The organism is Paraburkholderia elongata (assembly GCF_013177735.1).
Classification (GTDB): domain Bacteria; phylum Pseudomonadota; class Gammaproteobacteria; order Burkholderiales; family Burkholderiaceae; genus Paraburkholderia; species Paraburkholderia elongata.
Map to the genome: position 1 here is coordinate 44,284 of NZ_WOEZ01000196.1, position 24,829 is coordinate 69,112.

Sequence of the window (24,829 nt, forward strand, 5' to 3'; positions counted from 1 at the left end):
CCGTCTTATTCCGGCGCTTTGCCGTTTTCCGGCCAGCGGTTTTCGAACACGCACTCGGCGAGCGGCATACGGCTTGCCCAGTGCTCGGTTTCCAGCATCGGCTCGGTGTAGAACTGATCGACGTGGCCGAGACACAGGATCGCCACGGGCCGCGCGCCCTCGGGCATATGCAGCAACTGGCGGATCGCGTCGACGTCGAATAGCGACACCCAGCCCATTCCCAGGCCTTCCGCGCGCGCGGCCAGCCACATGTTCTGGATCGCGCACGCTACCGATGCTAGGTCCATGTCCGGCAAGGTGCGGCGTCCGAAGATGTGCCGCTCGCGGCCGTCCATCAGCGCCATCACCAGCAGTTCGCCGCACTCCAGCATGCCTTCCACTTTCAGCTTCATGAACTCTTCGCGACGCTTGCCGAGCGCATCGGCGGTGGCGAGGCGTTCGCTTTCGACGGTCGCGTGCAAAGCCATGCGCAAAGCCGGGTCGGTGATGCGCGCGATGCGCCACGGCTGCATGAAGCCGACGCTCGGCGCGTGATGCGCCGCGTCGAGCAGGCGTTGCAGCACGGCAGGGTCGACCGGGTCGCGCACGAAGTGGCGCATGTCGCGCCGTTCGTAAATCGCGCGGTAGACGGCTGCGCGCTCGGAATCGTTAAAAGGCTTCGCCATGGAACAGGGCGGCCGTGAAGGCCGGGTTGGAGGGCCAATAAGCATGCATATAGGTTGCCACGATCGACCCGGCGCGGAACACGGCCTCGCCGGGGGCATCGCTATTTGGCCGGGTGGCTGAACGCAGCGGCGTGAGCGGCGTCGTCAGCTTCGAATAATGGAAAGTGTGACCGGTCATTGGACCGTGCAGACCGTCGATCTGTTGCATGCCGAGCGCGGTGAAGCGCGTTTGCATTGTGGCATGACCGGGCAGCAGGCCGAGCATTGGCGTGCTGGCGCCGTGCGTGTCGGTGAGCTGGTCGAGCAGGTAGAGCATGCCGCCGCATTCGGCGACGATCGGTTTGCCCGCTGCCGCGTGCGCGTGAATCGTTGCGGCACTGCGCGTGTTGCCTGCCAGCAATGGCGCGTGCAGTTCGGGATAGCCGCCTGGCAGGTACAGGGCGTCGGCGTGTTCCGGCAGGGCTTCATCGGCGAGCGGTGAGAAATAGTCGACGTGCGCGCCGAGCGTTTCTAACAGCGTGACGTTGGCCGGATAGATGAACGAGAACGCGGCATCGCGCGCAATGGCGATGCGCTTGCCGTCCAGAAGACGCGGCAGTGCTTCTGGCTCGGGCGCGCCGAATTCTACCGGCGGCGGCAATTCAGCCAGCGCGGTTTGCGCGAGCGCATCGGCGGCGCGATCCAGACGCGTGTCCAGATCGTCGATCTCCGCGGCCTGGTGCAAGCCGAGATGGCGATCGGGCAACTCGATTTCGTCGTCGCCGGTGATGTGCCCACACCAACGCAGGTTCGGCGGCAACGCCTCTTCGAGCATCTGCGCGTGTCTTGGCGAGCCGACGCGATTGGCGAGCACACCGTAGAACGGCACCTGCGGCCTGAATTGCGCGAGGCCGAAGGCGACCGCGCCGAAGGTCTGCGCCATCGCTTTCGCTGAAATCACTGCGAGCACCGGCACGCCGAACGTGGTTGCCAGATCGGCGCTGCTCGGCGTGCCGTCGAACAGACCCATCACGCCTTCGATCAGGATCAGATCCGCTTCAGCCGCCGCTTGCGCGAGCAGGTTCCGGCAGGCTGACTCGCCCACCATCCACAGATCGAGCGACAGGACCGGCGCGCCGCTGGCACGCGCCAGAATCATCGGGTCGAGAAAGTCGGGGCCCGTTTTGAATACGCGCACGCGTCGCCCCAGCCGCCGATGGTAACGCGCGAGACCCGCGGTAATCGTGGTCTTGCCTTGACCCGACGCGGGCGCGCTAATGAACAGGGCGGGGCACGCCCCAGAGGTCCCTTTAGGGGGCGTGGACATCGCTCAGAACTCCACGCCGCGCTGCGCTTTCACGCCTTGCTCGCGATACGGGTGCTTGACGATGCGCATTTCGGTGACGAGGTCGGCGGCTTCGATCAGCGCGTCGGGCGCGTGGCGGCCGGTCACCACCACGTGCAGCATCTCCGCGCGCGCTTTCAGCACCGACAGCACTTCGTCGAGCGGCAGGTATTCGTACTTGAGCACCGTGTTCAGTTCGTCGAGGATCACCATCTGATAGTCGCCGCTCTCGATCATGCGGCGCGCTTCGTCCCAGCCTTTGCGCGCGGTAGCGATGTCGGCGTCGCGATTCTGGGTGTTCCAGGTGTAGCCGTCGCCCATTGTGACGAAGTCGCAATTGGCGATTGCACCGAGGAAGTCGCGCTCTGAGGTATGCAGCGCGCCTTTGATGAATTGCACGACGCCGAGGCGCATGCCGTGCCCAAGCACGCGCACGGCCATGCCGAACGCGGCGGTGGTCTTGCCTTTACCGGTGCCGGTGTTGACGATCAGCAGGCCTTTTTCGACGGTGGCGCTGGCCTGCTTTTTCTCGTGGCCTTCGCGCCGGCGCTCGGTCATGCGTTGATGCGATTCGGGATCGGTCTTAACCATTTTTTAAAAGGTCCGTCTGGTATGGGTTTTAGGCCTGTAAGCCTTTAAAATCAAGCGTATTGGCTATTTTTCACTGAGTCATAGTGTGCTATTCATAACCATATACGGCTATTTAGGTGCTTATATTAATGGGCGGTGCTTAATTCGGTGCTAAACTTTTCTCCATAAGCACTGGGAGAGCACGAAATGGGGACTATCACACCGCGCACCACGCAGAGCGGCGTAGTGTACACCGCGCAAATCCGCATAAAGCGGGGCGGAAAGGTCGTGCACAGCGAGTCGAGAACGTTCGAAAGAAAGGCGATCGCGCAGAAGTGGATGAACTCGCGCGAGGCAGAGCTTCAGCGGCCGGGAGCCCTGAACACCGGGCCCGATCCATTGTTGTCGGTCGTCATTACCAAGTATCTCACCGAGTCTGTGGGATCGATGGGGAAGACAAAGCGCCGGGTGCTTGAGATGGTGGCCGCATCGAAGATCGGCAAGCTAAAGTGCAGCGAAGTGACGAGCATTGCGCTTGTGGATTGGGCTAACACGCTGAAGGGCGGCCCGGCCACGCGTCTGACCTATGTCGCGCACATATCGCCGGTGTTCAAGGTTGCCAATGCGGCATGGGGCTACCCTCTGGAAAAGCAGCAAATTGAAGATGCGAAGGTCGTGCTGAAGAAGCTGGGGATAACCGCAAAATCCGCCGAGCGCACGCGCCGGCCGACGATGGAGGAGCTCCGCAAGATCCTCGAGTATTTTCAAGTGGTGCAGCAGCGGCAGCCCGATGGCATCCCCATGGTGACGCTGATTGTGTTTTCGATTTTCAGCGGCCGGCGCCAAGGCGAGACATGTCGGATTCTGTGGCGGGATGTGGAAGCTGGCCGCGTGCTTGTGCGGCAGATGAAAGACCCGGAGAAGAAGTTGACGAACAACGTCTACTGCGACCTGACGCCCGAAGCCCAGCGGATCATCGACGCCCAGCCGCGCACGGACGAACGTGTCTTCCCCTACAACGCACCGTCTGTTTCGACGATCTTTTCACGCGCATGCAAGGTGATCGGCATCGAGGATCTGACGTTCCATGATCTGCGCCATGAGGCGGCCTCGCGCCTGTTTGAGATGGGGTTGACGATCCCGCACGTCGCCGCGGTGACCGGGCATGCTACGTGGCAGAGCCTTCAGCGGTACAGCCACGTGCGGCAGACTGGGGACAGGTATAAGGATTGGAAGTGGCTGGATGTCGTCACGCAGGCTGCGTAGAGCTGGAGAGGTTGGCGTGCTCGCGCATTGCAACAGCACGTCGCGAATCCAGATAGGCCGCCAGGTCCTCGATATGGACGAACATAGCGGCTTTCTGTGACCGGTCGGCAGTGACGACCGGGAAGCCTAGGTCATTGGCGCGCGCGCGCCGATTGAAGATGTCAGCGGAAAGGTGGGGGAAGAAATTCGCGCGCACCACTTCCGCCGCAAGCAGCGGGGCATTGAACTGCGACTCGAGTCGTTTGAGGGTGGACATTATTCTTGCCCCACTTTTGCAGTTTCGCCGGCGTTCGCGGCGTTGTTAAATTCGTGTTCCGCACGCCAAGCCGCTGCCTGACGGCGATCAATCTCGCGCTGGCAATCGGCAAGCCATGCCGCGCCCTCATCGGTACCGAGCCAGAGCCACAGATGCTCGATGACTTCGTAGTCTGCGATGGAGAGGTCCGGCGCACGTTTCAGACCCCCGCACGAGAATGGGGATGTGTTGAGATGATCCGCCGGCGCGAGCATGATTTCGATCGCCCGATAGCCACCATTGACTCCGATCGAGCGGGTATTGTGAATCGCCCACGCCGCGGAGAAACGTCGATAGGCGCCAGCACCGTCTTTCAGGCGGTCGCCGAGATGGATCACCGAGGCCCCGATATTGCAGCCGAGGTAGCAGGCCCATGATGCGGCGACTGAGCACTCGCGCTCGCCTATCTCGGGCAACCGGGCGTTGATGATGATTCGCGCGAGTTTGGCCGTGTGACTGGGCTCGTCGACTTCACGAAACTCGACTTCGCTCTGTTGCAGCTCGAGCCACTTCTCACAGAAAACCTGCTCGCCCATGTGGCCATTGCGCGGGCCGGTGATGGGGCGATGCAAGAGCCATTGTGGATCGAGCGGGAGTTGACCTTTGTTCATGTCTCGCTCGGCTCGGGTATGGTCAGTGGATCGCAGGTATGCGTGGGGACGTCGTCGATCGTTGGCTCGCCACGGATGGGCGTCAGACAGTAGTCTTCGATTCCGCCAACGCTGTAGTTAAGCTCTGGAATTGAGATCGACTCTTCCAGCCACCAGAAAGGCAAACCGTCTTGCTGATACAAGCGAACGACTCTCACCACACGCCCAAGGATGGCCCTGACTGCGGCATCTTTACCGGGAGCGGAGGGTGGTCGTACGCGAGTTACGATTGCTCGGTCATTGAGTTTGCAGTTCACTGTTTACCTGCCTATGAATATGCGTATATGGCTATAGTAATGCAAATGAATACCCTGCGCAAAGCGCTTTCAGCCCTGCCGAACCCAGTCAATCAACGGCGTGTTGTAGCCGAGCATGAGAGGGTGTTTAGGGTCGCCGCTTGACGTGAACCCAAACGTCATTACCGGCTTACCGCTCAGAAGAAAGCGCGCTTTGATCCAGTCGAAATTGCTCTGGAGTCGACGATCCAGCTTCTTTCTGTCTCCCCAGCAAGGAACAAGGATATCTGCGTCATCAATGATGCTTTTCAGGTGCATCGGGTTATCCGGGCCATATGGATCGGCCGCCAATCTCAGTCCCTTAACGTCGGTAGAACGGTACGCGAACACATTGCCAACGATGAGCCGCCGTCCGCCGTTGACCTTCGTGAAGCCGATCCATTTTCGGACGGTTGCATCGTTGATCGTGGCGTCTGCGGTAGACGGGTTGACGCCGAAATAGGCGAACGTAGGGCCGTCCATGGCGACTTCGCGCTCTAGCCTGTAACGGTAGGTGCCGCAAGTGCTGAAAACTGCGCTGCTGCTCACATTGACGTCAAAGAGGTCATCCATGGCAGCGCTCCGCTACCGCAAGGTCATCGGCATAGTCTGCGGCCGGCGCGGCGAATTCAGCGTCGACGACGTCGGTTTCATCCATCACCGCGATCGTGACCGCGACGAATTTAGAGAGTAGGTCTTTTGCTTTCGTCGCGTCGATTCCGTGCATGGCATCCCTAAGACCGACGCCGCGGGCAAGATGGAGGAGAACGTCGCCCTCCGGAATTTTGGCCGGCGTTTTCTCGGGCGCGGCCATGATCAGCGCGCGGAGCGCTTTCGCCGTGGTCACTTCCTCGTTGTGAATTTGTTGTGTCTCGCGATCGGCGCCCCAATCGCCGTTCTGCGCATGGCACTGACGGAGGCAATCTGCGTTGTTTTGAATCATTCGTGCGGCGCGCGCGATCAGCGCATGGGCAGTTCGTGTGTGCATATCAGTCCTCAACCCTTACTCTGATGACGCGCCGATGAGATAGCGTTCTTCGCCTTGCGGAACGCCGTTGCCTCGCGAATGTAGGCAGCATTGCCAAAGTGCTCGCGGTAAGCCGCAGCGCCGGCGAGCGTTGCGGCTTGATAGCCGTCTTCGCCTTTAACAACGATGCAGGACGCGAGGCCGGCCACGACAAGCGTGTCACGCCCGGACTTGCTCGGGACGTCGCCGTCCCACAAAGGACCGTTTTCGACCAGTGCGACGAGGGTGTCGATCGCAGCGCCACCAAGTTGTGAAAGGATGCTCATGATTGGCCTTGTACTGCAGCGGGGAATTCGGGAAGAGGGGAATGTTTCGGCTTTGCTGCCTGCTTCGCGCGGATCTTTGCGACGGTTTCCGGGACGCTGATGCGCGCGAGCTCAGTTTCGCCTGCCGCGTGCATGTCCAGACCGCTCGCGAGACACAGCGCCGCCAGGGTCACCATTACGCCGCCGATCTCCTGATGCAGCTCGCCATCCGGCCGACCGAAGGTGTAGTCGACGAGTTGGTGCGCTTCGCTTCGCGTCATTCCGTTGGCCTGCACTGCCTCGGTCGCTTCTTCGAAAAACCGGTGATTTCGTTCAATGCCGTCGGTCGCAATCTCGGCGCCGAAGCATTGCAGCATCCATGGCCGCACGCGCGCTTGAAATGGTGCCGCTGTACGCAGAGCAGTGTTCTCCGCATTGAGTTCGATGACGCGCTGATTCAACCGCGCCATCTGCTCGTCAAACGGCTGTGTCGCGCTCTCGAGTCTGGACTCAGCGAGCCGCGCACGTTCGATTGCGCGCTCTGCATCGCCGCCGGCGGAAACAGCCAGTGCCTCCATGTGGCCCACGCGCATGAGCAGGCCGTCGACCAGTTGGAGTTCTGTCGAGTGAATAGCTTCGTGGCAGCCGGATTCATCGTGCTCTTTCGCGTAGTAAGCAGCGATCGACGCGCGGATCTGGCCGAGCTTTTCTACCGCTTCCAAGCCCGCGACCAAGCGGGGATGCAATTCGATTACGTCTTGGTCCGGATCGACGATGTTGTTGTGGAGGATCGTGTGCAACCCGCCAACTACACGAAACAGGCTCCCGGGCGCGGGCTCGACGATTGCCTCCAGTCGATCGTAGAACGCCCTCAGGTGCTCCCGGTCGTCCGGGTCAAAGAACGTCGGGTCGTCAGCATCGGTTTCCGGTGTCGATGGGTAATACCCGCTGCCACAGACGTTCTCAATGACGCCGGCCACGGCGAGCGCCGCGTCAAGGTCTTTCTCTGTTGCTTTCGCCATCTTCATTTCGGGGATCCTCTCCGAAGGCTGTTGCTCCGGGCATGAATAAAAAGGGGCGCCGTGCCGGCCGCCTTACCGGGGGTTATGGTTTTCTCAAGCGAGAACGGCTATCGCGATGCAAGCCCAAATGGCTTTGCAGAGAACGTGGAGAATCTGGTCGGTGTCGAACCCGATCGCGCCGCGGCACTTCGTGTCGTCAATGACCGCGTGGCAGAGAAGTTCGAGTGCGCCGAGCCACCAGATTCCAGTGATCAACCAAACAACGCCGGCTTGAATCAGGACGTGAGCACCGAGCGCCTGATACCACGGCACGCCCGGCTGCGGATTGAACCGGTTCTTCGCGCGGGAGAGGAAATCACCCTGAAGCGGATAGTCGGCGACGACATGGCCGATTAGCAGCGCTGCGAATAGTTGCAATGTGGAACCGATGGCGTAGTGGTCGGCCGGATGGGAAAGCCAGAACGCGAAGATCGCGACGGCCACGACCGGCGCGGACATGCTGAGATAGAAAGGGCGCATCAGGCCTTCACCTTTTGAGATTCGAGAATGGAGTACTGCCACGCGTCGACGGCCTCTGGCGCACGACCGTTCTCAGCCTTGAAGCGATCGCGCCACGCACGGAAGCGCTGGCTCTCCTCGCTATCGGCGCGAATGTCGTTGATCGTTTTCGGGGCTTCGCTGCGGGTCGTAACAGCGTCGAGTAGTGCGCGGAGGTCGCGCTTATCGACTGCAGTTCGATGCTCCTTCGGCGGTACATACGAAGATTCGTGTACTGGATGGAGGGCGTCGTGCAGGTGCTTTATGGCGTCGTTTATCATGCTGCACCTCGACCTTGCATATACCCGGGCGGGTATTCGTTGTCGTATTTGGCGCGCTCTTCGACCGTCCAGTGATGCCCAGCGCCATAAACACGCGCCTCGGAAATCGGGACCCATTCATACCGCTGCTTACCGCCCGTGCAGTCGAATCCGATACGTTCGCCTCGCGAGTTCGTCGCGTACCTGAACACCCGAATGTGTTCCACGCCGCGGATGATCTTGCGATCGCCTACCTTCGCCTTTGGCCGGCGCGGGCCGATTGTTATCGTGATTCTCATGTCGGCATCCCTTTGCGGTCGAGAATGCCTTGGGCTCGCTCACGGAAATCAGTTTCGTGACCGTTCGCGTAGTAGATGGCCGCATCCAGCATTTCTTCTGCGAGCGATTCGGCTGTCAGTTCGCACGGTTGATCGGAGCGCGGTTGCTCAACGCTGGCGTTTGGCTGGGAGGTGGTGGGCAGCGTCGCGCGCACTTCGGCCTCGACAGCGCGCGCGAACTGCATATAGCCCCATTGCTTCAGGAAGCCGGCGTAGCCGCCCGGCATGCCGTTCCATAGTTCGGAGATGCGCTCAGGAGTTAGGCGCGCGGGGTCTTTGGGGACAACCGTCTCGGCGAGGGTTTCTTGCGCGGGCGCGGCTGCGATCTGCTCCCGAAGAATCTCACCGGTGCGCTTTAGCATCGCATCTGCTATAGCACTTGAATCGGGTATGGCTGTCTCGTTCATGGGGCTCACTCGCCTCGAATCGGGTTAAAGGATCACGACGCGCTGGTTCACGTCAGCGCGCTTGTTCGCGGCCTGCGCCGATCGGTGACGGCTCGCAATCTCATTCGGCACTCGGCCAAACTGCGCCGTGACCTGGACAACCACTGCGGCGTAGCCCCTGTCTTTCAACTGCTGCCGCATCTCGTCGGTGAAAATCTCTTTCGGCATTGCGCTACTCCTGTTATGTGTCAAGCCTCATAATATGCATATACGGCTATTCACGCAAACGCTTTAGCGCATGAAGGAGAGTGCGCGAGCCCTCGCAAGAGCTTCGGTGAACACCGGCCGCGATTCCGCGCCTATGTCCTGCAGCTTCATGAACGTCGGATTGAACGAGCGGCACTGGTGCGGATGATCGCCATAGCGCGCAAAGAGGGTAGGCGGCAGACCAACCTGGCATTGCAGATAGAGGTCAAATTCGTCGAAGAAGCCAAGCGCAAGTGCATCGCGATCGTCGTGCAGATGCCGGGCTTGCGGATGGAATTCCGTGGCGGGTATCAGGTGAAGCTGTTGCAGCCCCGGATGGAGCAGACCTACACCGCCGACTATGCGACAGCCGGGGAAGGCCATATGGCATTTTCCATCGGCTTCGAGGGCGTAGTATTCAGCCCTGACGGCCGTGTTGACACGCGTGAGCAGATCAGTCGCACCTTCGCGCTCGCACTCGTCCACGATCTGGCCGATGATGCCGTGAAGCCGTTCGTCGAATGAGGCGCACTCGACCGCAGGCATATTTGCGATGTCGCTCATTGCGCCCTCACTTCAACGGGCACCGCTATGGCGAGCATTGGCTTGCCGCCCTTGGCTACCCAATCTGACGCTTCCTTGAGGGCTTCTGCCTCCGTCGCGTAATGCTCGGCAATGCCATGTTGAGCGTGGTCGCTCACGGCATAGAGATTCACGTACCGGGTTTCTACTGGCACGACCATGACAAGGTTGTATTCGTAACCGTCATCAGTAGTGCCGTCGGCGCGGTAGACGTTAATCACATTGTTTGGGCCGGTGAGCACGACGAGTGGAAAGACGGCCCGCTCGCAGAATGCGATGAACTCCGCAGGCTGGCCGTTAGCCATCGCGATAGTGACGCCATCGCGCGCAGCATCGAGATTGAACGGAAGATGTTTGATCAGGCTCGCCGGCGTCGGAGAGCCTTCTTTGAGAGCGTTGTCCATTGTGACCTTGGCGGGAACTGGCGCTTACGCCGCCTTGGGGTGCTCGACGTAGAACGAGCGAATCGGGAATTTCTCAGCCGGCTTGATGGTGGGCTTGCCCTTAGGTTGCGGAACCGATGGAAGGGCTGGCCGTGGGCATCCGCGTGAATTCCCACGCATCAAACGGCGTCGGCGGCATGCCAGCCGGAACTGCAGATGGAAGGAATGCAGACTGCGGGGTGAGCCGCTTTTCGAACTTCATCCGGAAGTCCGCTTCGTCGAGGCGCTTCGCATCCTCCAGCGCGCGAGCCGCTTTGCGCTCGGTTTCATCGAGGTTGCGACGTGCCTTGATGCTTTCTTCCGCTAACTCTTGAACCATCGCACGGGAGCGCGAAAGGTCTGATCGGTGGAACATCGATATTATGAGATTCATGGTTATCTCCTGGCGCTGAGCGCCGTTCTAGACAGGAAGGACTCGGCCGGTGGCCGTCTGCACGTACTCTTTTGTAAGGCGCATCGCTTCCGCTTCATTGCCGGTGTAGAAGGCCTCGAAAATATGCTTGATCTGCGGGAGCCCAACAGGTGGTACCTCAATGAACTGCGGCGCCGATTCTTCTTCCTCGCGGGGAGGTGCCTCGTATTTCACCTTCGGATCGAATTGAGCTTTGAAGGTGGCCTCGTCGATACTGTTCAATTCGCAGTGCGCCGCAACGAGCTTCTCGCGACAGTCGGTGATCGGATCGAAGTAGTAAGCGACGCGCGGGTCGCTTTGGATTCGCGCAAGTACGGCCGCGATCGCGACCTTGGCTTTCTCGGACATGGTCGCCCCTTATGCGTGGAGTTCGTAAGACTTGAAGCCATGCTTCGCCGCGATCTGCCGGCGCGCTTCATCGGCTGCAATCCATTCGTCGCGGTGCGCATCAACGAAGCGCACGCCATCTGGCACCCCATGCTTGTGCAGGTAAGCCATCTTTGCGTTGTCGGCCAGCACCGCCGGGTGTGCGCGCAGCTCGGCAGAGGCCGCTTTGCGGCGTTCCTGGGTGGCGTCTTTGGCTTCCTTGCGAACGACTTTTGCCGCTTTTCCGGTGTGGCGCGTCACGCAGACACAGCCGAAATGAAGAATTTCGCCGTCGTCACGCTCGACCGCGAACGTGCCTTTGAGATCGGTCTTTCCGCAGCAGTCGCATGTGTTGACCGCCTCTTCGTATCCCAGAACTTTGTACATCGAATCGCTCGCACTTCGTTGCATTGAGGCTAATAGTAGCCATGTACGCATATTGACGCAAGGGGTTTTTGCACTGACGTCAAGGTAAGCTGCGATGTTGTAGGATTGTCGTTCGCTCGAATCCAATGGGGAGAGGAAGGTGCAATTCACGTACAAGAACACGAAATACACAGTTGATGCAGTGCGGCAAACCAACGGATCGTTTCGGTGGAGATTCGACGTGTTTCCCGCGACACGTAACGGGAATAGCGATTTGCCGACGCAGGACATGGCCATCGAAATCGGCCGCAAGGAAGCGCAGGCGTACATCGACAGCCAGGTAAAAGCATGAATACGGTTTTCCAGCACCGCGGCTATTCGATCGACGCCGCTCCGCGTGAACTTGGCGATGGCACGTTTGGTGCGCAGGCTGTTCTCACGAAGATTGGCTACCACCCCGAAAAGACGTTCGATGCATTGCCGGCGTTCACGACCGCCGGTGAAGCCATCGCGCATGCGAAGCAGTTCGCTGAGGGTTGGCTCGAGGGAAAGGCGTAATTCGACCAGAAGATACAGGGGCACGCATGTCGCGATCCAACGGGGTACTACTATTTGGCGCAGGAACGCTCGCCGGCATCGTAGTTGGGTGGTTCATCAGATTTCCACCTACTGACAGTGCCTCAGCGTCAGGGTGGGCACAAGCTCTCGGCTCGCTTGCAGCAATATTCATTGCCGTATGGGTGCCACTTCGCGAACGTCGAGCAACTGAAGCAAGGATTGCCGCCGAAAAGTTCCAACGAGCACATCGACTAGCGGAACGGCTGAGGTCGATCACTTTCGACGTTATCCTTCTTGTCCACAACACGTTGGCCAAAGCGGAGAGCCGTTGGAATCGTGGGGAAAAGGCGCTTGACATCGATCAAATCTCCGAACTCAATCAGAGGCTGACGGCAGCACAGCAAGACGAATACAACAAGCAGCGCATCGTGATTCTGGACGGTTTGCGTGCGCTTCTGAAGGAGTTCAAGGTCCTCTGCGAGGTTGAACACATTTCCGATTTCGCACTGGCTCCTGACTTTGCTACGCGCCGCAACCAATGGATGGGTATCGTCAATAGCCTAAATGACGAGTCTCTCCGGGCGGTGCAAGCGGTCGAAAATGGGGCGTCCGACTAATAGCCCCGAGCACGAGGCACGATTCGCACGTCTTCAGGGTCATCACCAGCGAACGCATCCGCATGGTGGCGAAGCGAGAAGCACAGCGCCTCGGCCTCATCCACGGTCCAGTCAGGCGCCCCCATGGAATCGAGTGTTCGCCAGCGCAAGCCGTCCGCGTGCTGGATGCAATAGCCGGCCGGCGGCTGTGCCGTGAGGCGTGCGCGAAGCCAATCGACGACGGTATCGCCTTGATGGCAACCGAACTCCAGACAAAGCGCATGCAGCGCATCCAGATTGCTTTTGACCGCGTCGAAAAGCCATCGTGAGATTTTGTCAGTGGGCTGCGGCTCGGGAATCTCGATGGCGTCGGTCGGCGCGTGGCGCGCAGGTCGTGCGTGAACGACCATCCGGTACTTCCCCATCGCCAGTGGAATGCTGGGCTCAAGGTCGATCGAGACTACGACACCGCTGGCTTTTGCGGCCGCAATCAGCAACTCGGCCTCTTTCCTGAATCGGGTTACGGGGTGGGGGTGATTATCATTCATGCTAGGATTCCTCGAAAATCACCAGAGGGGGCGGAGTGAAAATTGACGGATGGGCGTGGCCACTCGGCACACTGGTGTTTATCGCGGGCGCGGTAATATTTCTTCACTACCAGCCGCACAAGTCCGCGGATGTCGCGGCTTGGCTTCAGGCGTTCGGATCTATCGTGGCTATTGCGGCCGTATTCGCCGTTGCCAATAAACAGAACCGAGATGCGATCCGACGAGAAAGGGCCGCAAACGTTGATGCTTTGCGGGTTAGCCTGGCAATGTTTGACTATTTCGCTGACCCATTTCATGGGATGTGCGAGTTCTGCCTCAATCGAGCCAATTTGGAAAGGAACGCCGATTTTGATCGGGATTACACGACATACCATAGCGGGGTTGCAGCGTTCAGCCACCTTCGATTCAATGAACTGAGATCGGAGGTTTTTGTTCGATCGTTTATCGCGGCGCTTGAAGTTTCCATCCGAAGCCAGCATGTTATTTCTATATGCCATGGCAACATCCTTAACGAAGAGCAAAAGCAGGATTTCCAGCGGCAATCTCAAAACCTTCGTGAGTTGAGAGCAACGATGGACGCTGAAATTAAACGCGTCGAGCAAGCGTAACGTCATCGAGGCATCCTCCGCACATCGAGCGGACAATGCCGCCCGGACTTTTCGGGCTCGCCATCGCGCAACTGCGGGCATTGGCTGTGCGAGCATTCGCCATCGTTGCTGGCAGCGCACCGGCCATTGAGCGGACGTTCGAGGTGTTGCAGCCGCGCGGCGACGATCTCGCGGCTCTCGTTGATCTTTTCCTGTCGCGTCTTGCGTCCGGGCTTCGGCACATGCGCCGATTGCGTTGGCGCGGCAGGGGATGCGGCGAGGATGTCTTTCAGTGTGTTGACCACGACAGGCTTGCGCGCTTCCTTGTCTTTGAGCGCGCGCCCCGCTGCATCGTGAGCGCGCAGGTATTCGCTGATGCGGCCATCGTCGGGCAGCTTGTCGTAGAGCGTCTTCCACATGTCTTCAAGTAGCTCGCGGTTCGTCTTTCCGAAGCTGTCCATATACTCGTCTAGCAGGCGCGCTGCCTGACGGGTTCGCACGTCCTTCCTGTCGAATTCTGCCGTGATGTTCAGCAGCCACCGAAGTGCGTTAAGACCGCTGTAGACTGAAAACGCGAGATCGGCCTGTTCGTCATCGTGCGCCACGGCAGGTTTGCTTGCAGATAGCAGGGCGGCTTGCCAGCCGTTCCACGCAGAAAGCGCCTCTGGGCCGGACGTATCGTCGCCCCACCACGCTTCAAATTTTTCTCGGTCTGTCATCATCGCTCCTACGTCGAGCTTGTTAGTGTTTTCGGTCATGGCCGGTTATCTGCGCCGCAGTTAGAGCAGTTCTGTGAATATCGGTCGACGTCATTCAGAAAGCGACCACACCCCGAGCAGTGAAATTTATAAGCAGGCGCCTTGCGAGGCTGGGCCAGCCTGATTCCTGATCGCGTGACCTCTTTGCGCTTGATGTACTGCATATCCACGGCCGGCCGCGTCTTCGCGTCGATGTAATCCTTCGGCCATGGAATATCCGTCTCACGCGCGTCGTGCATGGCCTGCGCCTCAGCCTTCGTATAGACATGCGCTTTGCGAAGGTCGGTTGTATAGCCTTTGCCATGCCATGCCCACCACAGCACATCGTTGCCGACGTAGCTGCGGCTGTCCTGGAGGTAGAACAGATCGCTCACGATCCCGCCTCCTGATCCCCGGCAGATGAAGCGGGCAAGCGGTACAGGAGCAGCGGCGGATCGCCTTCGAAGTGCATTGATCCGTTCTCAAGCAGTTCGTCCACAACGCCTTCCAATTCCTCCGCGTGGTCAAGGCTAAGTTCGCCGGGTATGAACATCGCCTCGCGTGTGGCGGCGGTGACGGCATCGCGGTCGGCGCAATAGACCGGATGCGCCAGGTGCTCGTCATCCATGGCAATGAACAGAAACTGCGGCGATTTGTCTGCAACCAATTTGCGTTCATCCGCAATATGGTCTGCCTGTACTTCGGAAGTGGGGACGCGAAGAGCGGCTTGCCATGCTGCCCAGCAATGATTGAAGTGGAAGTTGTTGATCCCTTCTTCAGAAGCCCATTCTTCGAAAGCTGCGCTCGGCACTGCATCTGTATTAGTGGTCATGGTGTCTTTGTCGATTTAGACAGGGAATTCATCATGCGTGACGCCATCGAGCGTTCGGCCGGCTGCTTTCTTTCCAACCCGACGGACAGTCGCGCCATCAGAAAATCGATAGTGCTCTCCAGCACCAGCGATCTCGCTGACAGATACCCACTCGCCGTTTTGTTTAAACATGAATGGCACGCCAGCGTCTGCACATTGATCTCGAATTGACCGCGCCCACCCCGGATGCATAGGGCGCGCGCCGTGGCCCGATTCTCCGCCGCAGATTACCCAGTCGATGCCTGACTCGAAGTGCCCGCAACAAGTAGGTGGATCGGGCGGTTGAAAATCGCTGCCACTGCCGCCCTCAATCGGCGAACCGCAGCACACCCGAAGATGCGCGCTCAGATCAACTGACCCGAGCAGCGGCTCCATGCTGAGGAATCGCACGCGCGCCGGCACCGCGAGCAGCTTCGGAATATCGCGGTCGGCCTCTTCCTGATCGACGATCGTCGCACCGAGCCATACATTCTTCGGCCAACAGCCCGGCTCCAACCATGCAGGAGGGGCCATTCGCGCGACATTGCCGATGCGCTTGGTCAACAGGAGATGGTCGAGGTTCGGCGTTTGCGCGATATACGACCAGTGTCGCTCACGCACGCCGGCGGGTGCGAATTTGTCGAAGAGGTCAGACATGCTGTTCGTGAACACCCGACGCCGCACGCCCTCGGATGCCGCCTTGCGATCCCAGCGAATCAGATCCTGCCAGTGGCTTTCGTCAAACTCGCGCTTTGGCGCATCGTCACCCCAGCCGTAGCCAAAGCGCTTCGCCAATGCTTCGGCGTAGCAGCGATCGCAGCCAGGGCCGATCTTGCTACATCCCCAGTGGGTATTGAACGTGTGGTCCGTCCATTCGATAGTGCTGTTCTCACTCATGCTACGATTCCTCGGAAATCACAATGGAGACGGATATGGAATTCGACTACACACGCAACCAAGGCGAGAAACGCACCTACCACGTTAATCTCACGCTGATGAAGCGGACCGAGACCGGCGAGTTCACATATAGCGCTCTCATTCACTGTGGCGGCGACTATCGCGGTCCCGCCAAGATTTGGCCGCTGATGTCGACCACCTCGGAGGCGGCAGAACTGGAGGCGATCTCGCTCGTAAAGCGAGACATTGAAGATCTCGTTGGTATAGACGAGTAGCCCCTCCATCTCAACCTCCCGCGCGCCGATAAGCAGATGCTCCGATCAGTTGGAACTCGACCACCCAGACCCACGGATTGACGTCCCATCCGTGGCCGCGAGCGGCGTTGAGTCTGTTCCAGAGCGTCATGTAAGAGCCAATCGGGTTTCCTGACGCCATGCCGTCTTCGGAGTAGTCGCGCCACATTCCCTGTAGATCTGGGTCAGTGGTGGCGAATGGCTCGATGCCCTCGGCGATCGCATCGGCCTCGATGATGTCCTGCAACCGCTCAACGCGCACGCTCAGAATCTCCAGCGTGATGCGCGATGCCCACCGCGGCATGAAGCGCGACGAGCGCCACTTGATCTTCTCGGTCGGGTCGTCTTCGTGCATCAGCGTGTCGCCCGGGTAATCGGCCCGATAGAACACACGACGCTGCAGGGCGTCACCGCCCGGGTCGATAGTCCTGACGTCACTCAGGTGGCACCATGCCTCACGGCCCCACAGGCGGTCGCCAGGCTGGCCGTATGGGCACATCAAACTGTCACCAGTCCGCGTGTGCCAGATGCCGCCTTGCTCGGGGATGGTGTGGCCTGCCGCAGTGCGTCCGCCATTTGGTCCGCCAATGACGGTTGGCTCCCACTGGCCCAGCGGGTTGTTATGCGGCAACTTCACGACGCGACGCGTCTGCGTCTTTGGGTTGACGCTGCGCAGCACCGCTCGCACGTTGTCGTCGGTGAGGTAGAGCATGCTCTCCTTCACAGGTCAGACTCCGTGGCGGCTGAAAAGGTCTTCGTCGCGCTATCCACCATGTTGCTGATGGCCCGGGAAAGCTTCCACGACGGATAGGTGCTTTCGAGTTGGTCACGCAGGAGCTTCCATTCGCGCGCGGGCATCGTGCACGTCAGCGTCATCTGGACGTCGTCGGGGTTCTCGATGCGGAACTGGGTTTTCATGCGGCAGTTTCCTTTGCGGTGATTGCCATCGCGATGGCCTTCTGGATCGCGTCATATACGCGGCCAGAGAACTCGTCGCGCGGCACGTCACTGAAATCGACGCGCTCATCGTCGGGGCTGTAGAGATCGAGCCGCAGCGCGCCGCGCTCGGCCATCACCACGACTCGCCAGCCTTCCGGAAGGTCGCGGCTCGCACCGATAAGCCGGTACTCGAGCAGCGTGGAGTTGGCGTCGAGCTGCGCATTGCAGCGTTGATGCACACCGAACGCGCCGCGCATCAGTTGCACGACCGCCGTGGTGATCGGGATCTGCGGGTTTGAATGGCGGTATGCGAGTTCGCCAATCTTCACTGGCGACATGCAGGCAGCGGTGTAGACGGCTTTGAAAAAAGCCTCTTCAGTGTCGAATCGCATCACGCGCCTCGTTCGCTTGCTTCGGTGATGGGCTTGCAATGATTGAGAGCGACGCAACCGCGCTTGCCCTTCAGCCAGACGACAGCGGTGTGTCCGCCGAGTACCTCGGCTTCGCCTTCGGTTACAAAGCGCTCGGGCTCGCCCATGCCGATGACTTCCCAATACTCGACGGTGTCGCCGACCTTGACGGCCTTGTTGAAGATGTTGACTAGCCATTGAGGGTTAGGGCGGTTCATGCCTCACCTCGCGCGAGACGGCGAATAAGTGCGTCGGCCAGCATCACTTTCAAATCTGCAACGGCTTCGGCGATCTCCATAGGGGAGGCGGGTTCGCTTGTGTAGGTTGCGCGAGCTGAGCGCACCTCAAAGACATGCTCGTCGATATCGAACTCGCTGATATCGGCATGCGCTGCAAAGTACGCGCGTAGGGTCATGCCAGTCGGGTTGACCGTTTTGATACCTTCCTGCGGGTGATACGGGGCCGGGAACGCCGGTCCGCCATCGTTGTTCTCAGCCATCACTCGACCCTCGATTGAAGGTCTTCGACGTCGTCTTTCAAGCGCTGCACGTCGGAGATGAAGTCATCCACGAACTTGATGCGCGCCGGCCCTTGGAGCTTGTTGAACATGGCCTCACGGAGCGCCTCGAAAATCGTGCTCATGCTCACCTTGACGTGGCCGCGCTCGAGTTTTTGCCGAAGCGTTGTCCCGTCTTCGCTGGATAGGCGGATAGGGACGCTGTCCTGCGCGAACAGCGAGCATTCCTGAATCTGAATTTTGACCTTCTCGCCATAGCCATTAGTGGAAACCCACTCCGTGAGGGGCTTGAGCATTGTCGCAACGGCCGCTTTTGTGTCGGCATCCGCCTTTTCGAACAGCTTGGTTTGTATCTGATCTGTGGTCACCGCTTTCTCCTGTTATTGATCGCCGCCTCGACCGCGCGGCATTGCTCCACACCGAACCAGCCGATGTGGCATTTATTGACGTCTTTGATACGCAATGCGCCAGCGAGCCATGCATAGGCCTGCTTGCGCGTCATGCGGCCGCTCTGCCACAACGGATTGAACGCGGCCTTTGCGCTCTTGCGGGCTTCGCGCGTGGCTGCATCAGCGAGCGTGCCGAGTGGGATATTCGTGAATGGGTGCAAGCCGACGTAGCTGTTGCATTCCGGGTCATCGCATTTGTATGCCCACGGCCAATCACCGAACGGGCGCCCATAGATGACCTCATTGCCGACCAGCCGAACGTTGCCGCCGCAATTCGGGCAATCAGTCGGGACAGGCAGAGCGCCCGTCACGCGCGCGGTTGCCGAGCGTGACGGGTTCCATGGAGTTTTTGGCTCTTGAGCCGGCGCGGTGATCACTATTGGGAACCTTGGGGTCGTTCGATGCAGAGTATTTGAATAAATATAGCCATATATGGCTAAACGTGCAAGTGCGAAAACTGGTTGTCGTGCCTCCGTTTAGGCTCTGCACTCCGCCGTCTTGCGTTGGGCAGCGTCGCGCGCGTCATTCTCTTTTCGAAGCATCCAGAGCCGAGCCTGTTGTTCGAGCTCGAACATGATTTCGCCGCGCGTCTTGGGGCTGCCGTCTGCACCCTTATTGAAGGGGTTGACCGTCTGCCAGAACTTTTTCGTCTCCTGGCGTGGTTTGCCGGTCACTGGGTCTCGCCAGCGGAAGGTGCGCTTGATCGAGACCTCATCGAAGCGGAGGCGTGTCATACCGGCGACTCCTCGGCAACGGCGATTCGCAGCGCTTCACGATATGCGGCGAGAAGCCGGTCGACGCTCGCACGAGCCTGCTCGGCGTCGGCGCGGTCGAGATAAGCAAGTGGGAATCGCACAACAATGCGAGGAATGCCCTCGTATTCCGCCGGCAGTTCTTCGCCGCGCATCAGTGCGAGCGCGTTGTTCGTCAGGAACTCGGCGTAGTTGCAAAGCTCCATGCGCTCGTTGAACGTCGAGTTCAGGCCGTGGCCTTCTTCGGCATACGCCCACGCTGCGTGAGCCTCGGCGGCCTGCAGGAGCATCGGCCCGGCACAGACCAAGCGCGCGTCGGCCTCGTTGCCATAGAAGTCAAATTGATGGTGCGGGCCGCTCTTGGGATCGCCGAGCGATAGCCATATCGATCCGTCTTTGCGGACGCCGTAGGTCCACGGGCCCGGTGTCTGCGTTTGGTTTATGTCACTCACGATGAGTCCCCCGGTTGAAGCCGAGAAAAAGGATCGCGGCGAAGGCCCAGAAGGCGTAGAGCGGCGCCATGTTTGCCATGCTTGTCTCCAGTGATGCGCGCCGCAGCGGGCGCGCCAGTTGGAATTACGCTTCGCAGCCCGTGATGCAGGCCGGCATGAAGTCCGCTTCACCGTTCTCGGATTCGTTCAGCAGGCCGGCCGGGGTGATAACGCCGAAGGAGCGCTCTCTGACGTACGTGATATGGACCGAGTTGTAGTCGTCGTCCTGGCGGGCATGACGCTGCTCGCGCACGAAGTCATAGTCACTCGAACCACGATGGTCAAACCACGCGTCGAGCGCGAGATTGCCGCAGGCCGGCAGTATCACTTTGCCAGTCGATTCGTCGATTACTTCGTATCGGTTTGCCATGGTCAACTCCAGGTGATGCGCGCCGAGGCGCGCGTGGTTGTTAGGCGACGTTGAAAACAGACTTCGCACACAACGTCATCTCTGCGGGCGTGCCGTGGAACGAAGCGATCTGAGTGCCTTCGCCCATCAGCTCGAGCAACTGACCTTGGTAAGGACGAAGCGCTTTGACCTGTGCGATACCGCCGTTGAACCCAACGATCAGCGTGTCGCCGACCTTGACCTCGTCTCCGCTCTTGCTTGCCATCTCGCTCTCCTCGAAATTCAAGTGGTGAGTCCGCACGCGTCGCCGCGCTGGACCATCTCGTGATAACCCTTGAAGCCGCGCCACATGCCATCTACGACGCGGTCCAGATACGTCGCCTGATCAGGCAGCGGATGCTTCATGAACATCGACTCCTGAAGGCCTTCTTCCTCGCGCGCCCACAGCTCGAACCGCTCCAACAGAGCAGGGGCAGAGCTTGGCGTTTCGGTGGCGTTGGAAGACATCGCATCTGGCTACGTTGTGTATGGCTGATAGTAGCCGTACATGCATATATTTAGCAAGAGAAATTTGCTGGGAGAGGGTGTGCGAGCAGACGAAAAAAAGCCCGCGCGGTGCGGGCTTGAAACACTCAGGTCAGGTGAGCGTCACTGCGGAGAAGTCCCCTGTGTTGCGCCGGGGCCGGTGTCGCCGATCGTGGGCCGGTCCATACCGATGTGCATTGCATCGGGATGGAACCTCTCCTTCTGGCAGTGTTGCCACGATCGGCGAGCCGGTATTTTCAAATGGTCCTTCATTGTTGCCGTTCCTTCCTGTCGGTGAGCCTTTACGGGACTGCGGCGCACGATCTTGACGCGAGGCGTCGCAAGCGTGGCGGGGCGCTTCGGTATGGAACGGCGCAATATTATGTCCTTCGAAAGTCTGATCATTTGGAACTCCGGTTGTGGTGAGGGGTGAAAATTAGACTTCGACTTCAGGCGCGGGAATGCGCTTGCACGGGTACTTCTGGGGGAAAGCCTTGATGTTCTTCGCGAAGTGCGAGCCCGGCGATTGCGCGGTCTTCAGAACTTCGAATTCAGCCGCATCCACGTTGGCATAATGGTAAATCGATGCCGGCGCATCCTTCTTCGCTTTGAACTGCACCGCGAGCGTGCTCGTCAGCGGATCGTGGCCGATGGCTCCGATCTGCGATGACTCGACGCTGTCGAGCGTTATGTGATTCGTTTCCACAAAAACTCCTTTGGATGAACTCGTTTGTTCGTTCAGCAACCGAGGCGCACATCACGGACGCCAGGGGCGATGAGGTTTAGAGCGTAGACACGCAGCATTGGCTCAACCGGCCAGCCACGCTCGAGGAGGTACATCAACTCCAACAGGTCTTGCGCGATGACTGACACTTCGTTGCTCCTGTGTTGCACTGCATCTATGTGCGTAAGAATAGCCATGTATGCATAGATATGCAAGTGCGAAGTGTAAAAAAATGTACGAGCGGGAAGGGAGGGATGAGCGCTGGGCACAGGTGAGGGCGCGACGCCTTCAACCTAGCCACTTTGAGCAGCCAAAATCACCCCGGCCAATTTAAGCCGGTCCTTTACTTATTGGCCGTGCGTGCATAGTCTGGTTACTTTCGGTACACCCTAATTGACCATGGCACAAACACTTCGCATCGCTCGCGTCTATCTTCGTGTCAGCACGGAAGAACAGGACATTGAACGTCAGGAAGCCATCGTGGATAACGCCAAGGCGGCGGGCTATTACGTGGCTGGCATCTATCGCGAGAAGGCATCCGGCGCGCGGGTTGACCGCCCCGAACTGCTGCGAATGATCGCGGACCTGCAACCCGGCGAGGTCGTTATCGCGGAAAAGATCGACCGCATTAGCCGCTTACCACTCGCCGAAGCGGAACGCCTTGTGGCGTCGATCCGTGAGAAAGGCGCGCGTCTCGCCGTGCCTGGTGTGGTTGACCTGTCGGAACTCGCCGCCGACGCGAAGGGCGTCGCCAAGGTGGTGCTCGAATCGGTGCAGGAAATGTTACTGAAGCTCGCGTTGCAGATCGCGCGCGACGACTACGAAGACCGGCGCGAGCGTCAGCGACAAGGCGTCGAGTTGGCTCGCGTGGCGGGAAAGTATGTTGGCCGCAAAGCAGATCAAGCGACGCACGAACGCATCATTGCGCTTCGTCAGAGCGGGCGCAGCATTTCTGAGACGGCCAGACTCGCCCGATGCAGCGAAAGCCAGGTGAAACGCATTTGGGCGCAGGTGCAACAGGCCGAATGAAGGCGCAACGTCGGAAATGATCGCTTCGGTGGTATCAGTGCAGCCCGCCCGTAACGCCGAGCCATGCACACAATGACATCCACATGCCCAATCCCCAAAGTGTGCGCTTTTCGGAGCCTTTCTCTGCGTCGGCCCAGGTAAAGAAGCAGCATATCAGCGCCAAAAACGTAACTAGCTGGATAATCTTAACCATTGCTAACCCCGTCATTTGTCGTTCGTTTTTTGCTAGTGCCGCTGACTGTATCCGTTCTATGGGCGAGCGACTACCCGATAGTGCCCGCGATTTGTTCGGCAGGGCACACCGTCAGAGAGAATGCTGGCGCGAAAAGCACGCCCTCTCGAACGCCCGCATCTAGGCGCAACGCCGGAAATAACATTCCGGCGCGAGCCTACCCGCGCAAATCGGTATTTGACAAACCGTCGTTTGTGCTAGAGTGAAAACGCGTTGAGAGCCGCCCGGCGCAAGCCAGGCGGCTGCGGGTTACATAGTCATCGCAACGATGATGTGTGATACGGCAAGCCCGCTGTACAGCAACGCGATCACGTAGTGCATAGTTGCCTCTTGTCGATAGACAAAAACGCGGCCCGCCCAAAGTTTGCGAGACAGACGGCGGGCCGCTCCTATAGGGATTCGTGCTGAATTCCTATAAGGAAAATCCTAACCCCTTTTAAATTTTTTTTCACGAACTACGTTGCGAAAATCGCGCCGTGGGGTGATACCTGCATTCCCCACTTGGCTTAGTGACTTGCCTGCGATGCCCGCCAGATGTGGATAATCAACATCTTTCTGCACTTCCGTCAGCGCATCGAATTAGGCTTTCGAATTCGCGCAGCGGCGGAAATGAAGAAAGGCCCGGACGCAATGCCGGGCCTTTCGTGAACACTGCCTTAGTTGACAGTTGTAACGCCATTGTCAGGTCGCATAACCGGGCTGTTCGCGTGCGCTACGCACTTGAACGTGATCGACGCGCCGCCAAGCCGTACGCCCGGGATATTCTGCGTTGTCTGTTGCGTGACCAATTCGAACTCTTTGCCCTGCGACTCGCAGAATTGATTCCCGTCGCCCATCAAGCGGCCCGCCACGGCGGTAACATCGCCGAAAATGCCCGCTGTGTTTGTCCTGGATGCATAGTAGGTATCTGCGCCAATCTTTGTCGGCGCGGTGCTGGCGCATCCACTGAGACTGGCTACGGCGAGAATCAAAATCGCTTTTTTCATTGTGACGCCCCGGCTTTGTTGATTGGTTTTGTGCCACGCGATTATAAAGAAGCGCGGGCATCTGCGCTGTGTTTGTGTCTTGAGGGTACGCCTGGCGGCGGTCGGCGACACCGCAAACTAGAAGAGCTTGCCTTGCTCGGGAGGGGGAGGCGGCGATCGCACGGCGCCGCGCTCGCGCATCAAACGGCGCTGCGCATTCGCGACTACCACGCGGCGCAGTCTCTCGGCTTCGGATTCCTGCATCACAGGCGCGCCCGTGTCGACCATTCCCTGGTGCTCGGGGCAGTAGTCATATGAGTCAAAGTGACTATTCTTGCCGGCATTGACGTGCAGCCAGCCGCGGTACTCGGCATGCTCGCGGCAGAGCGGCATATTGCACGTGTGCGCCGGCTTGTCGATTGTCGTTACATCGTATTCGGTGCCGTCGATGTGGCGCAGGCGCTCACCGAATGGCAAGCCGAGCCGGAAGTCACACAGCAACGTCGCAGGGTTGCTGCAGTAGAAACAGCGCTGCTTCACTCGGCGTTTTTCCTAGCATTACGCGCTGCCATCGCGAGCAGCAACGGGCCCTCCTTCAGTGGAGGCTCATCCTGCGTGCCCGCAAGCATGACATTGACCGCAGCAGCTAGGGCGTTTCGCACGCGCAGGAGCGTCGAATCCGGCCAGTCGTACGGCTCGTTCATTGCGAGTGGATTGACTTCGTGAAACGCCGCGATGGCGCCGAGTGGGATGTCATCGGTGCGGACGGTGCTGCGTGCGCCGCTCGATCGGAGCGCCTGAATCTCACGGCACAGCGAGATTACCGTCTCCGAACTGATGGCGATGTCCGTGCCGTTTTGGAGGGTCGCAAGCGCTCGGTCAAGAATGCTCTGAACGCCGTCTTGAGTATTTGTCACCATTCACCGCCTAAACCGTTGAGCTTGGCCAGCACGTACGGCGCATTGGCCTCGCTTGTCTCGCGATAGATGCCACGCGCGATCGCACCGACCAGGTACATCAGATAGGAGCGCTGCGTGGTGCGCGTCCACTCGTCGAGCTGAGGCTTTGCTGTCGGGACCGGGGTGGCCGGCGCGCACTGCGGTCGC

46 protein-coding genes are annotated in these 24,829 nt (G+C 59.4%); 5 read left to right on the top strand and 41 right to left on the bottom strand.

Going from position 1 to position 24,829, the window contains the following annotated elements; genetic code table 11:
* Positions 1 to 5: 5 nt before the first annotated feature.
* From bluB to cobO, 3 genes are read right to left on the bottom strand one after another with little or no spacing between them, the layout of a single operon-like run.
* Positions 6 to 665, bottom strand: coding sequence for a 5,6-dimethylbenzimidazole synthase (gene bluB / locus GNZ13_RS35340; protein WP_172173193.1), 660 nt, complete (start codon positions 663 to 665; stop codon positions 6 to 8).
* Entirely contained in the window at positions 649 to 1,971 is a 1,323-nt protein-coding gene (locus tag GNZ13_RS35345; RefSeq protein WP_172173196.1) for a cobyrinate a,c-diamide synthase, read from the bottom strand. The genes bluB and GNZ13_RS35345 overlap by 17 nt, the downstream gene beginning before the upstream one ends.
* A 3-nt stretch (positions 1,972 to 1,974) precedes the next feature.
* The gene (gene cobO, locus GNZ13_RS35350; protein WP_172173199.1) at positions 1,975 to 2,580 is read right to left on the bottom strand and encodes a cob(I)yrinic acid a,c-diamide adenosyltransferase; all 606 of its coding nucleotides are present in this window, start codon (positions 2,578 to 2,580) and stop codon (positions 1,975 to 1,977) included.
* Positions 2,581 to 2,898: 318 nt separating this feature from the next.
* On the opposite strand from cobO, the gene GNZ13_RS35355 reads away from it, so the two are divergent.
* Positions 2,899 to 3,825 carry a site-specific integrase gene (locus GNZ13_RS35355; RefSeq protein ID WP_236002324.1) on the top strand — a complete coding sequence of 309 codons (927 nt, stop codon included), beginning with the start codon at positions 2,899 to 2,901 and terminating at the stop codon, positions 3,823 to 3,825.
* Here the strand turns inward: GNZ13_RS35355 and GNZ13_RS35360 are convergent.
* The 11 genes from GNZ13_RS35360 to GNZ13_RS35410 all read right to left on the bottom strand — a co-directional run bounded on the left by GNZ13_RS35360 (position 3,809) and on the right by GNZ13_RS35410 (position 9,088).
* Entirely contained in the window at positions 3,809 to 4,081 is a 273-nt protein-coding gene (locus GNZ13_RS35360) for a pyocin activator PrtN family protein (protein ID WP_172173205.1), read from the bottom strand. The two genes, GNZ13_RS35355 and GNZ13_RS35360, sit on opposite strands and share 17 nt — an antisense overlap.
* The gene (locus GNZ13_RS35365; RefSeq protein WP_172173208.1) at positions 4,081 to 4,731 is read right to left on the bottom strand and encodes a hypothetical protein; all 651 of its coding nucleotides are present in this window, start codon (positions 4,729 to 4,731) and stop codon (positions 4,081 to 4,083) included. Before GNZ13_RS35365 ends, GNZ13_RS35360 begins: the two co-directional genes overlap by 1 nt.
* Before the next feature lie 365 nt (positions 4,732 to 5,096).
* A complete protein-coding gene (locus GNZ13_RS35370; protein WP_172173211.1) occupies positions 5,097 to 5,618 on the bottom strand; it encodes a DUF1643 domain-containing protein in 522 nt (173 codons plus the stop codon).
* Positions 5,611 to 5,988, bottom strand: coding sequence for a hypothetical protein (locus GNZ13_RS35375; RefSeq protein ID WP_172173214.1), 378 nt, complete (start codon positions 5,986 to 5,988; stop codon positions 5,611 to 5,613). The genes GNZ13_RS35370 and GNZ13_RS35375 overlap by 8 nt, the downstream gene beginning before the upstream one ends.
* Before the next feature lie 53 nt (positions 5,989 to 6,041).
* Positions 6,042 to 6,338 (bottom strand): hypothetical protein, encoded by a 297-nt coding sequence (locus GNZ13_RS35380; protein ID WP_172173217.1) that lies wholly within the window; start codon positions 6,336 to 6,338, stop codon positions 6,042 to 6,044.
* Positions 6,335 to 7,345 (bottom strand): hypothetical protein, encoded by a 1,011-nt coding sequence (locus GNZ13_RS52960; RefSeq protein ID WP_236002325.1) that lies wholly within the window; start codon positions 7,343 to 7,345, stop codon positions 6,335 to 6,337. The genes GNZ13_RS35380 and GNZ13_RS52960 overlap by 4 nt, the downstream gene beginning before the upstream one ends.
* 87 nt (positions 7,346 to 7,432) lie before the next feature.
* The gene (locus GNZ13_RS35390; protein ID WP_216675152.1) at positions 7,433 to 7,822 is read right to left on the bottom strand and encodes a DUF3307 domain-containing protein; all 390 of its coding nucleotides are present in this window, start codon (positions 7,820 to 7,822) and stop codon (positions 7,433 to 7,435) included.
* 35 nt (positions 7,823 to 7,857) lie between these two features.
* Positions 7,858 to 8,157, bottom strand: a complete 300-nt coding sequence (locus GNZ13_RS35395) for a hypothetical protein (RefSeq protein ID WP_172173220.1) — start codon at positions 8,155 to 8,157, stop codon at positions 7,858 to 7,860.
* Positions 8,154 to 8,435: a hypothetical protein gene (locus GNZ13_RS35400; protein ID WP_172173223.1), complete on the bottom strand. Its 282-nt coding sequence runs from the start codon at positions 8,433 to 8,435 to the stop codon at positions 8,154 to 8,156. Before GNZ13_RS35400 ends, GNZ13_RS35395 begins: the two co-directional genes overlap by 4 nt.
* Positions 8,432 to 8,836, bottom strand: a complete 405-nt coding sequence (locus GNZ13_RS35405) for a hypothetical protein (RefSeq protein ID WP_172173226.1) — start codon at positions 8,834 to 8,836, stop codon at positions 8,432 to 8,434. The genes GNZ13_RS35400 and GNZ13_RS35405 overlap by 4 nt, the downstream gene beginning before the upstream one ends.
* A gap of 69 nt (positions 8,837 to 8,905) precedes the next feature.
* Positions 8,906 to 9,088 carry a hypothetical protein gene (locus tag GNZ13_RS35410; protein WP_172173229.1) on the bottom strand — a complete coding sequence of 61 codons (183 nt, stop codon included), beginning with the start codon at positions 9,086 to 9,088 and terminating at the stop codon, positions 8,906 to 8,908.
* Between the two features lie 177 nt (positions 9,089 to 9,265).
* On the opposite strand from GNZ13_RS35410, the gene GNZ13_RS51715 reads away from it, so the two are divergent.
* Positions 9,266 to 9,631: a hypothetical protein gene (locus tag GNZ13_RS51715; protein ID WP_216675153.1), complete on the top strand. Its 366-nt coding sequence runs from the start codon at positions 9,266 to 9,268 to the stop codon at positions 9,629 to 9,631.
* 35 nt (positions 9,632 to 9,666) lie between these two features.
* Here the strand turns inward: GNZ13_RS51715 and GNZ13_RS35420 are convergent, their stop codons facing one another.
* From GNZ13_RS35420 to GNZ13_RS35435, 4 genes are all read right to left on the bottom strand, one after another.
* Entirely contained in the window at positions 9,667 to 10,092 is a 426-nt protein-coding gene (locus GNZ13_RS35420) for a hypothetical protein (protein ID WP_172173235.1), read from the bottom strand.
* 100 nt (positions 10,093 to 10,192) lie between these two features.
* Positions 10,193 to 10,504: a hypothetical protein gene (locus tag GNZ13_RS35425; protein ID WP_172173238.1), complete on the bottom strand. Its 312-nt coding sequence runs from the start codon at positions 10,502 to 10,504 to the stop codon at positions 10,193 to 10,195.
* A gap of 27 nt (positions 10,505 to 10,531) precedes the next feature.
* The gene (locus GNZ13_RS51720) at positions 10,532 to 10,891 is read right to left on the bottom strand and encodes a hypothetical protein (RefSeq protein WP_216675154.1); all 360 of its coding nucleotides are present in this window, start codon (positions 10,889 to 10,891) and stop codon (positions 10,532 to 10,534) included.
* A 9-nt stretch (positions 10,892 to 10,900) separates the two neighbouring features.
* The gene (locus GNZ13_RS35435) at positions 10,901 to 11,857 is read right to left on the bottom strand and encodes a hypothetical protein (RefSeq protein ID WP_172173241.1); all 957 of its coding nucleotides are present in this window, start codon (positions 11,855 to 11,857) and stop codon (positions 10,901 to 10,903) included.
* A 2-nt stretch (positions 11,858 to 11,859) separates the two neighbouring features.
* Between GNZ13_RS35435 and GNZ13_RS35440 the strand changes: the two genes are divergently transcribed.
* A complete protein-coding gene (locus GNZ13_RS35440; protein WP_172173244.1) occupies positions 11,860 to 12,450 on the top strand; it encodes a hypothetical protein in 591 nt (196 codons plus the stop codon).
* On the opposite strand, the gene GNZ13_RS35445 is transcribed toward GNZ13_RS35440, so the two are convergent.
* From GNZ13_RS35445 to GNZ13_RS35470, 6 genes are read right to left on the bottom strand one after another with little or no spacing between them, the layout of a single operon-like run.
* Positions 12,447 to 12,977 (bottom strand): hypothetical protein, encoded by a 531-nt coding sequence (locus GNZ13_RS35445; RefSeq protein WP_172173247.1) that lies wholly within the window; start codon positions 12,975 to 12,977, stop codon positions 12,447 to 12,449. The two genes, GNZ13_RS35440 and GNZ13_RS35445, sit on opposite strands and share 4 nt — an antisense overlap.
* A complete protein-coding gene (locus GNZ13_RS35450; protein WP_172173250.1) occupies positions 12,974 to 13,591 on the bottom strand; it encodes a hypothetical protein in 618 nt (205 codons plus the stop codon). Before GNZ13_RS35450 ends, GNZ13_RS35445 begins: the two co-directional genes overlap by 4 nt.
* Positions 13,588 to 14,283, bottom strand: a complete 696-nt coding sequence (locus GNZ13_RS35455) for a hypothetical protein (RefSeq protein ID WP_216675155.1) — start codon at positions 14,281 to 14,283, stop codon at positions 13,588 to 13,590. The genes GNZ13_RS35450 and GNZ13_RS35455 overlap by 4 nt, the downstream gene beginning before the upstream one ends.
* Positions 14,284 to 14,318: 35 nt before the next feature.
* Positions 14,319 to 14,696 carry a hypothetical protein gene (locus GNZ13_RS35460; RefSeq protein ID WP_172173256.1) on the bottom strand — a complete coding sequence of 126 codons (378 nt, stop codon included), beginning with the start codon at positions 14,694 to 14,696 and terminating at the stop codon, positions 14,319 to 14,321.
* On the bottom strand, positions 14,693 to 15,112 hold the full coding sequence (locus GNZ13_RS35465; protein ID WP_172173259.1) for a hypothetical protein: 420 nt from the start codon (positions 15,110 to 15,112) through the stop codon (positions 14,693 to 14,695). The genes GNZ13_RS35460 and GNZ13_RS35465 overlap by 4 nt, the downstream gene beginning before the upstream one ends.
* Before the next feature lie 36 nt (positions 15,113 to 15,148).
* Complete coding sequence (locus GNZ13_RS35470; RefSeq protein WP_172173262.1) at positions 15,149 to 16,048, bottom strand: phage Gp37/Gp68 family protein; 900 nt, start codon at positions 16,046 to 16,048, stop codon at positions 15,149 to 15,151.
* A gap of 35 nt (positions 16,049 to 16,083) precedes the next feature.
* Between GNZ13_RS35470 and GNZ13_RS35475 the strand changes: the two genes are divergently transcribed.
* Complete coding sequence (locus tag GNZ13_RS35475; protein ID WP_172173265.1) at positions 16,084 to 16,323, top strand: hypothetical protein; 240 nt, start codon at positions 16,084 to 16,086, stop codon at positions 16,321 to 16,323.
* A 10-nt stretch (positions 16,324 to 16,333) separates the two neighbouring features.
* On the opposite strand, the gene GNZ13_RS35480 is transcribed toward GNZ13_RS35475, so the two are convergent.
* From GNZ13_RS35480 to GNZ13_RS35540, 13 genes are all read right to left on the bottom strand, one after another.
* Positions 16,334 to 17,053, bottom strand: a complete 720-nt coding sequence (locus GNZ13_RS35480; protein WP_172173268.1) for a hypothetical protein — start codon at positions 17,051 to 17,053, stop codon at positions 16,334 to 16,336.
* A gap of 8 nt (positions 17,054 to 17,061) precedes the next feature.
* Positions 17,062 to 17,259, bottom strand: coding sequence for a hypothetical protein (locus GNZ13_RS35485; RefSeq protein ID WP_172173271.1), 198 nt, complete (start codon positions 17,257 to 17,259; stop codon positions 17,062 to 17,064).
* On the bottom strand, positions 17,256 to 17,672 hold the full coding sequence (locus GNZ13_RS35490; protein ID WP_172173274.1) for a hypothetical protein: 417 nt from the start codon (positions 17,670 to 17,672) through the stop codon (positions 17,256 to 17,258). Before GNZ13_RS35490 ends, GNZ13_RS35485 begins: the two co-directional genes overlap by 4 nt.
* The gene (locus tag GNZ13_RS35495; RefSeq protein WP_172173277.1) at positions 17,672 to 17,908 is read right to left on the bottom strand and encodes a hypothetical protein; all 237 of its coding nucleotides are present in this window, start codon (positions 17,906 to 17,908) and stop codon (positions 17,672 to 17,674) included. Before GNZ13_RS35495 ends, GNZ13_RS35490 begins: the two co-directional genes overlap by 1 nt.
* The gene (locus tag GNZ13_RS35500) at positions 17,905 to 18,189 is read right to left on the bottom strand and encodes a hypothetical protein (protein ID WP_172173280.1); all 285 of its coding nucleotides are present in this window, start codon (positions 18,187 to 18,189) and stop codon (positions 17,905 to 17,907) included. Before GNZ13_RS35500 ends, GNZ13_RS35495 begins: the two co-directional genes overlap by 4 nt.
* Positions 18,189 to 18,575, bottom strand: a complete 387-nt coding sequence (locus GNZ13_RS35505) for a hypothetical protein (RefSeq protein ID WP_172173283.1) — start codon at positions 18,573 to 18,575, stop codon at positions 18,189 to 18,191. Before GNZ13_RS35505 ends, GNZ13_RS35500 begins: the two co-directional genes overlap by 1 nt.
* A complete protein-coding gene (locus GNZ13_RS35510; protein WP_328807344.1) occupies positions 18,572 to 18,967 on the bottom strand; it encodes a zinc-finger-containing protein in 396 nt (131 codons plus the stop codon). Before GNZ13_RS35510 ends, GNZ13_RS35505 begins: the two co-directional genes overlap by 4 nt.
* Positions 18,968 to 19,132: 165 nt before the next feature.
* Positions 19,133 to 19,390 (bottom strand): hypothetical protein, encoded by a 258-nt coding sequence (locus GNZ13_RS35515; protein ID WP_172173286.1) that lies wholly within the window; start codon positions 19,388 to 19,390, stop codon positions 19,133 to 19,135.
* A complete protein-coding gene (locus tag GNZ13_RS35520; protein WP_172173289.1) occupies positions 19,387 to 19,860 on the bottom strand; it encodes a hypothetical protein in 474 nt (157 codons plus the stop codon). Before GNZ13_RS35520 ends, GNZ13_RS35515 begins: the two co-directional genes overlap by 4 nt.
* Positions 19,861 to 19,984: 124 nt before the next feature.
* Positions 19,985 to 20,269, bottom strand: coding sequence for a hypothetical protein (locus GNZ13_RS35525; protein WP_172173292.1), 285 nt, complete (start codon positions 20,267 to 20,269; stop codon positions 19,985 to 19,987).
* 40 nt (positions 20,270 to 20,309) lie between these two features.
* Positions 20,310 to 20,513 (bottom strand): hypothetical protein, encoded by a 204-nt coding sequence (locus GNZ13_RS35530; protein WP_172173295.1) that lies wholly within the window; start codon positions 20,511 to 20,513, stop codon positions 20,310 to 20,312.
* A gap of 17 nt (positions 20,514 to 20,530) precedes the next feature.
* A complete protein-coding gene (locus GNZ13_RS35535; protein WP_172173298.1) occupies positions 20,531 to 20,755 on the bottom strand; it encodes a hypothetical protein in 225 nt (74 codons plus the stop codon).
* 454 nt (positions 20,756 to 21,209) lie between these two features.
* Entirely contained in the window at positions 21,210 to 21,479 is a 270-nt protein-coding gene (locus tag GNZ13_RS35540) for a KTSC domain-containing protein (protein WP_172173300.1), read from the bottom strand.
* A gap of 417 nt (positions 21,480 to 21,896) precedes the next feature.
* Here GNZ13_RS35540 and GNZ13_RS35545 point away from each other — a divergent pair, with 417 nt between their 5' ends.
* Positions 21,897 to 22,526 (top strand): recombinase family protein, encoded by a 630-nt coding sequence (locus tag GNZ13_RS35545; RefSeq protein WP_172173302.1) that lies wholly within the window; start codon positions 21,897 to 21,899, stop codon positions 22,524 to 22,526.
* 888 nt (positions 22,527 to 23,414) lie between these two features.
* Here the strand turns inward: GNZ13_RS35545 and GNZ13_RS35550 are convergent.
* The 4 genes from GNZ13_RS35550 to GNZ13_RS35565 form a co-directional block, all read right to left on the bottom strand.
* Positions 23,415 to 23,744, bottom strand: coding sequence for a hypothetical protein (locus GNZ13_RS35550; protein ID WP_216675156.1), 330 nt, complete (start codon positions 23,742 to 23,744; stop codon positions 23,415 to 23,417).
* A gap of 117 nt (positions 23,745 to 23,861) precedes the next feature.
* Positions 23,862 to 24,263, bottom strand: a complete 402-nt coding sequence (locus tag GNZ13_RS35555) for a hypothetical protein (RefSeq protein ID WP_172173308.1) — start codon at positions 24,261 to 24,263, stop codon at positions 23,862 to 23,864.
* A complete protein-coding gene (locus tag GNZ13_RS35560; RefSeq protein ID WP_216675157.1) occupies positions 24,260 to 24,640 on the bottom strand; it encodes a hypothetical protein in 381 nt (126 codons plus the stop codon). Before GNZ13_RS35560 ends, GNZ13_RS35555 begins: the two co-directional genes overlap by 4 nt.
* The coding region (locus GNZ13_RS35565) for a hypothetical protein (protein WP_172173314.1) at positions 24,637 to 24,829 on the bottom strand (193 nt) is incomplete at its 5' end. The genes GNZ13_RS35565 and GNZ13_RS35560, both read right to left, overlap by 4 nt.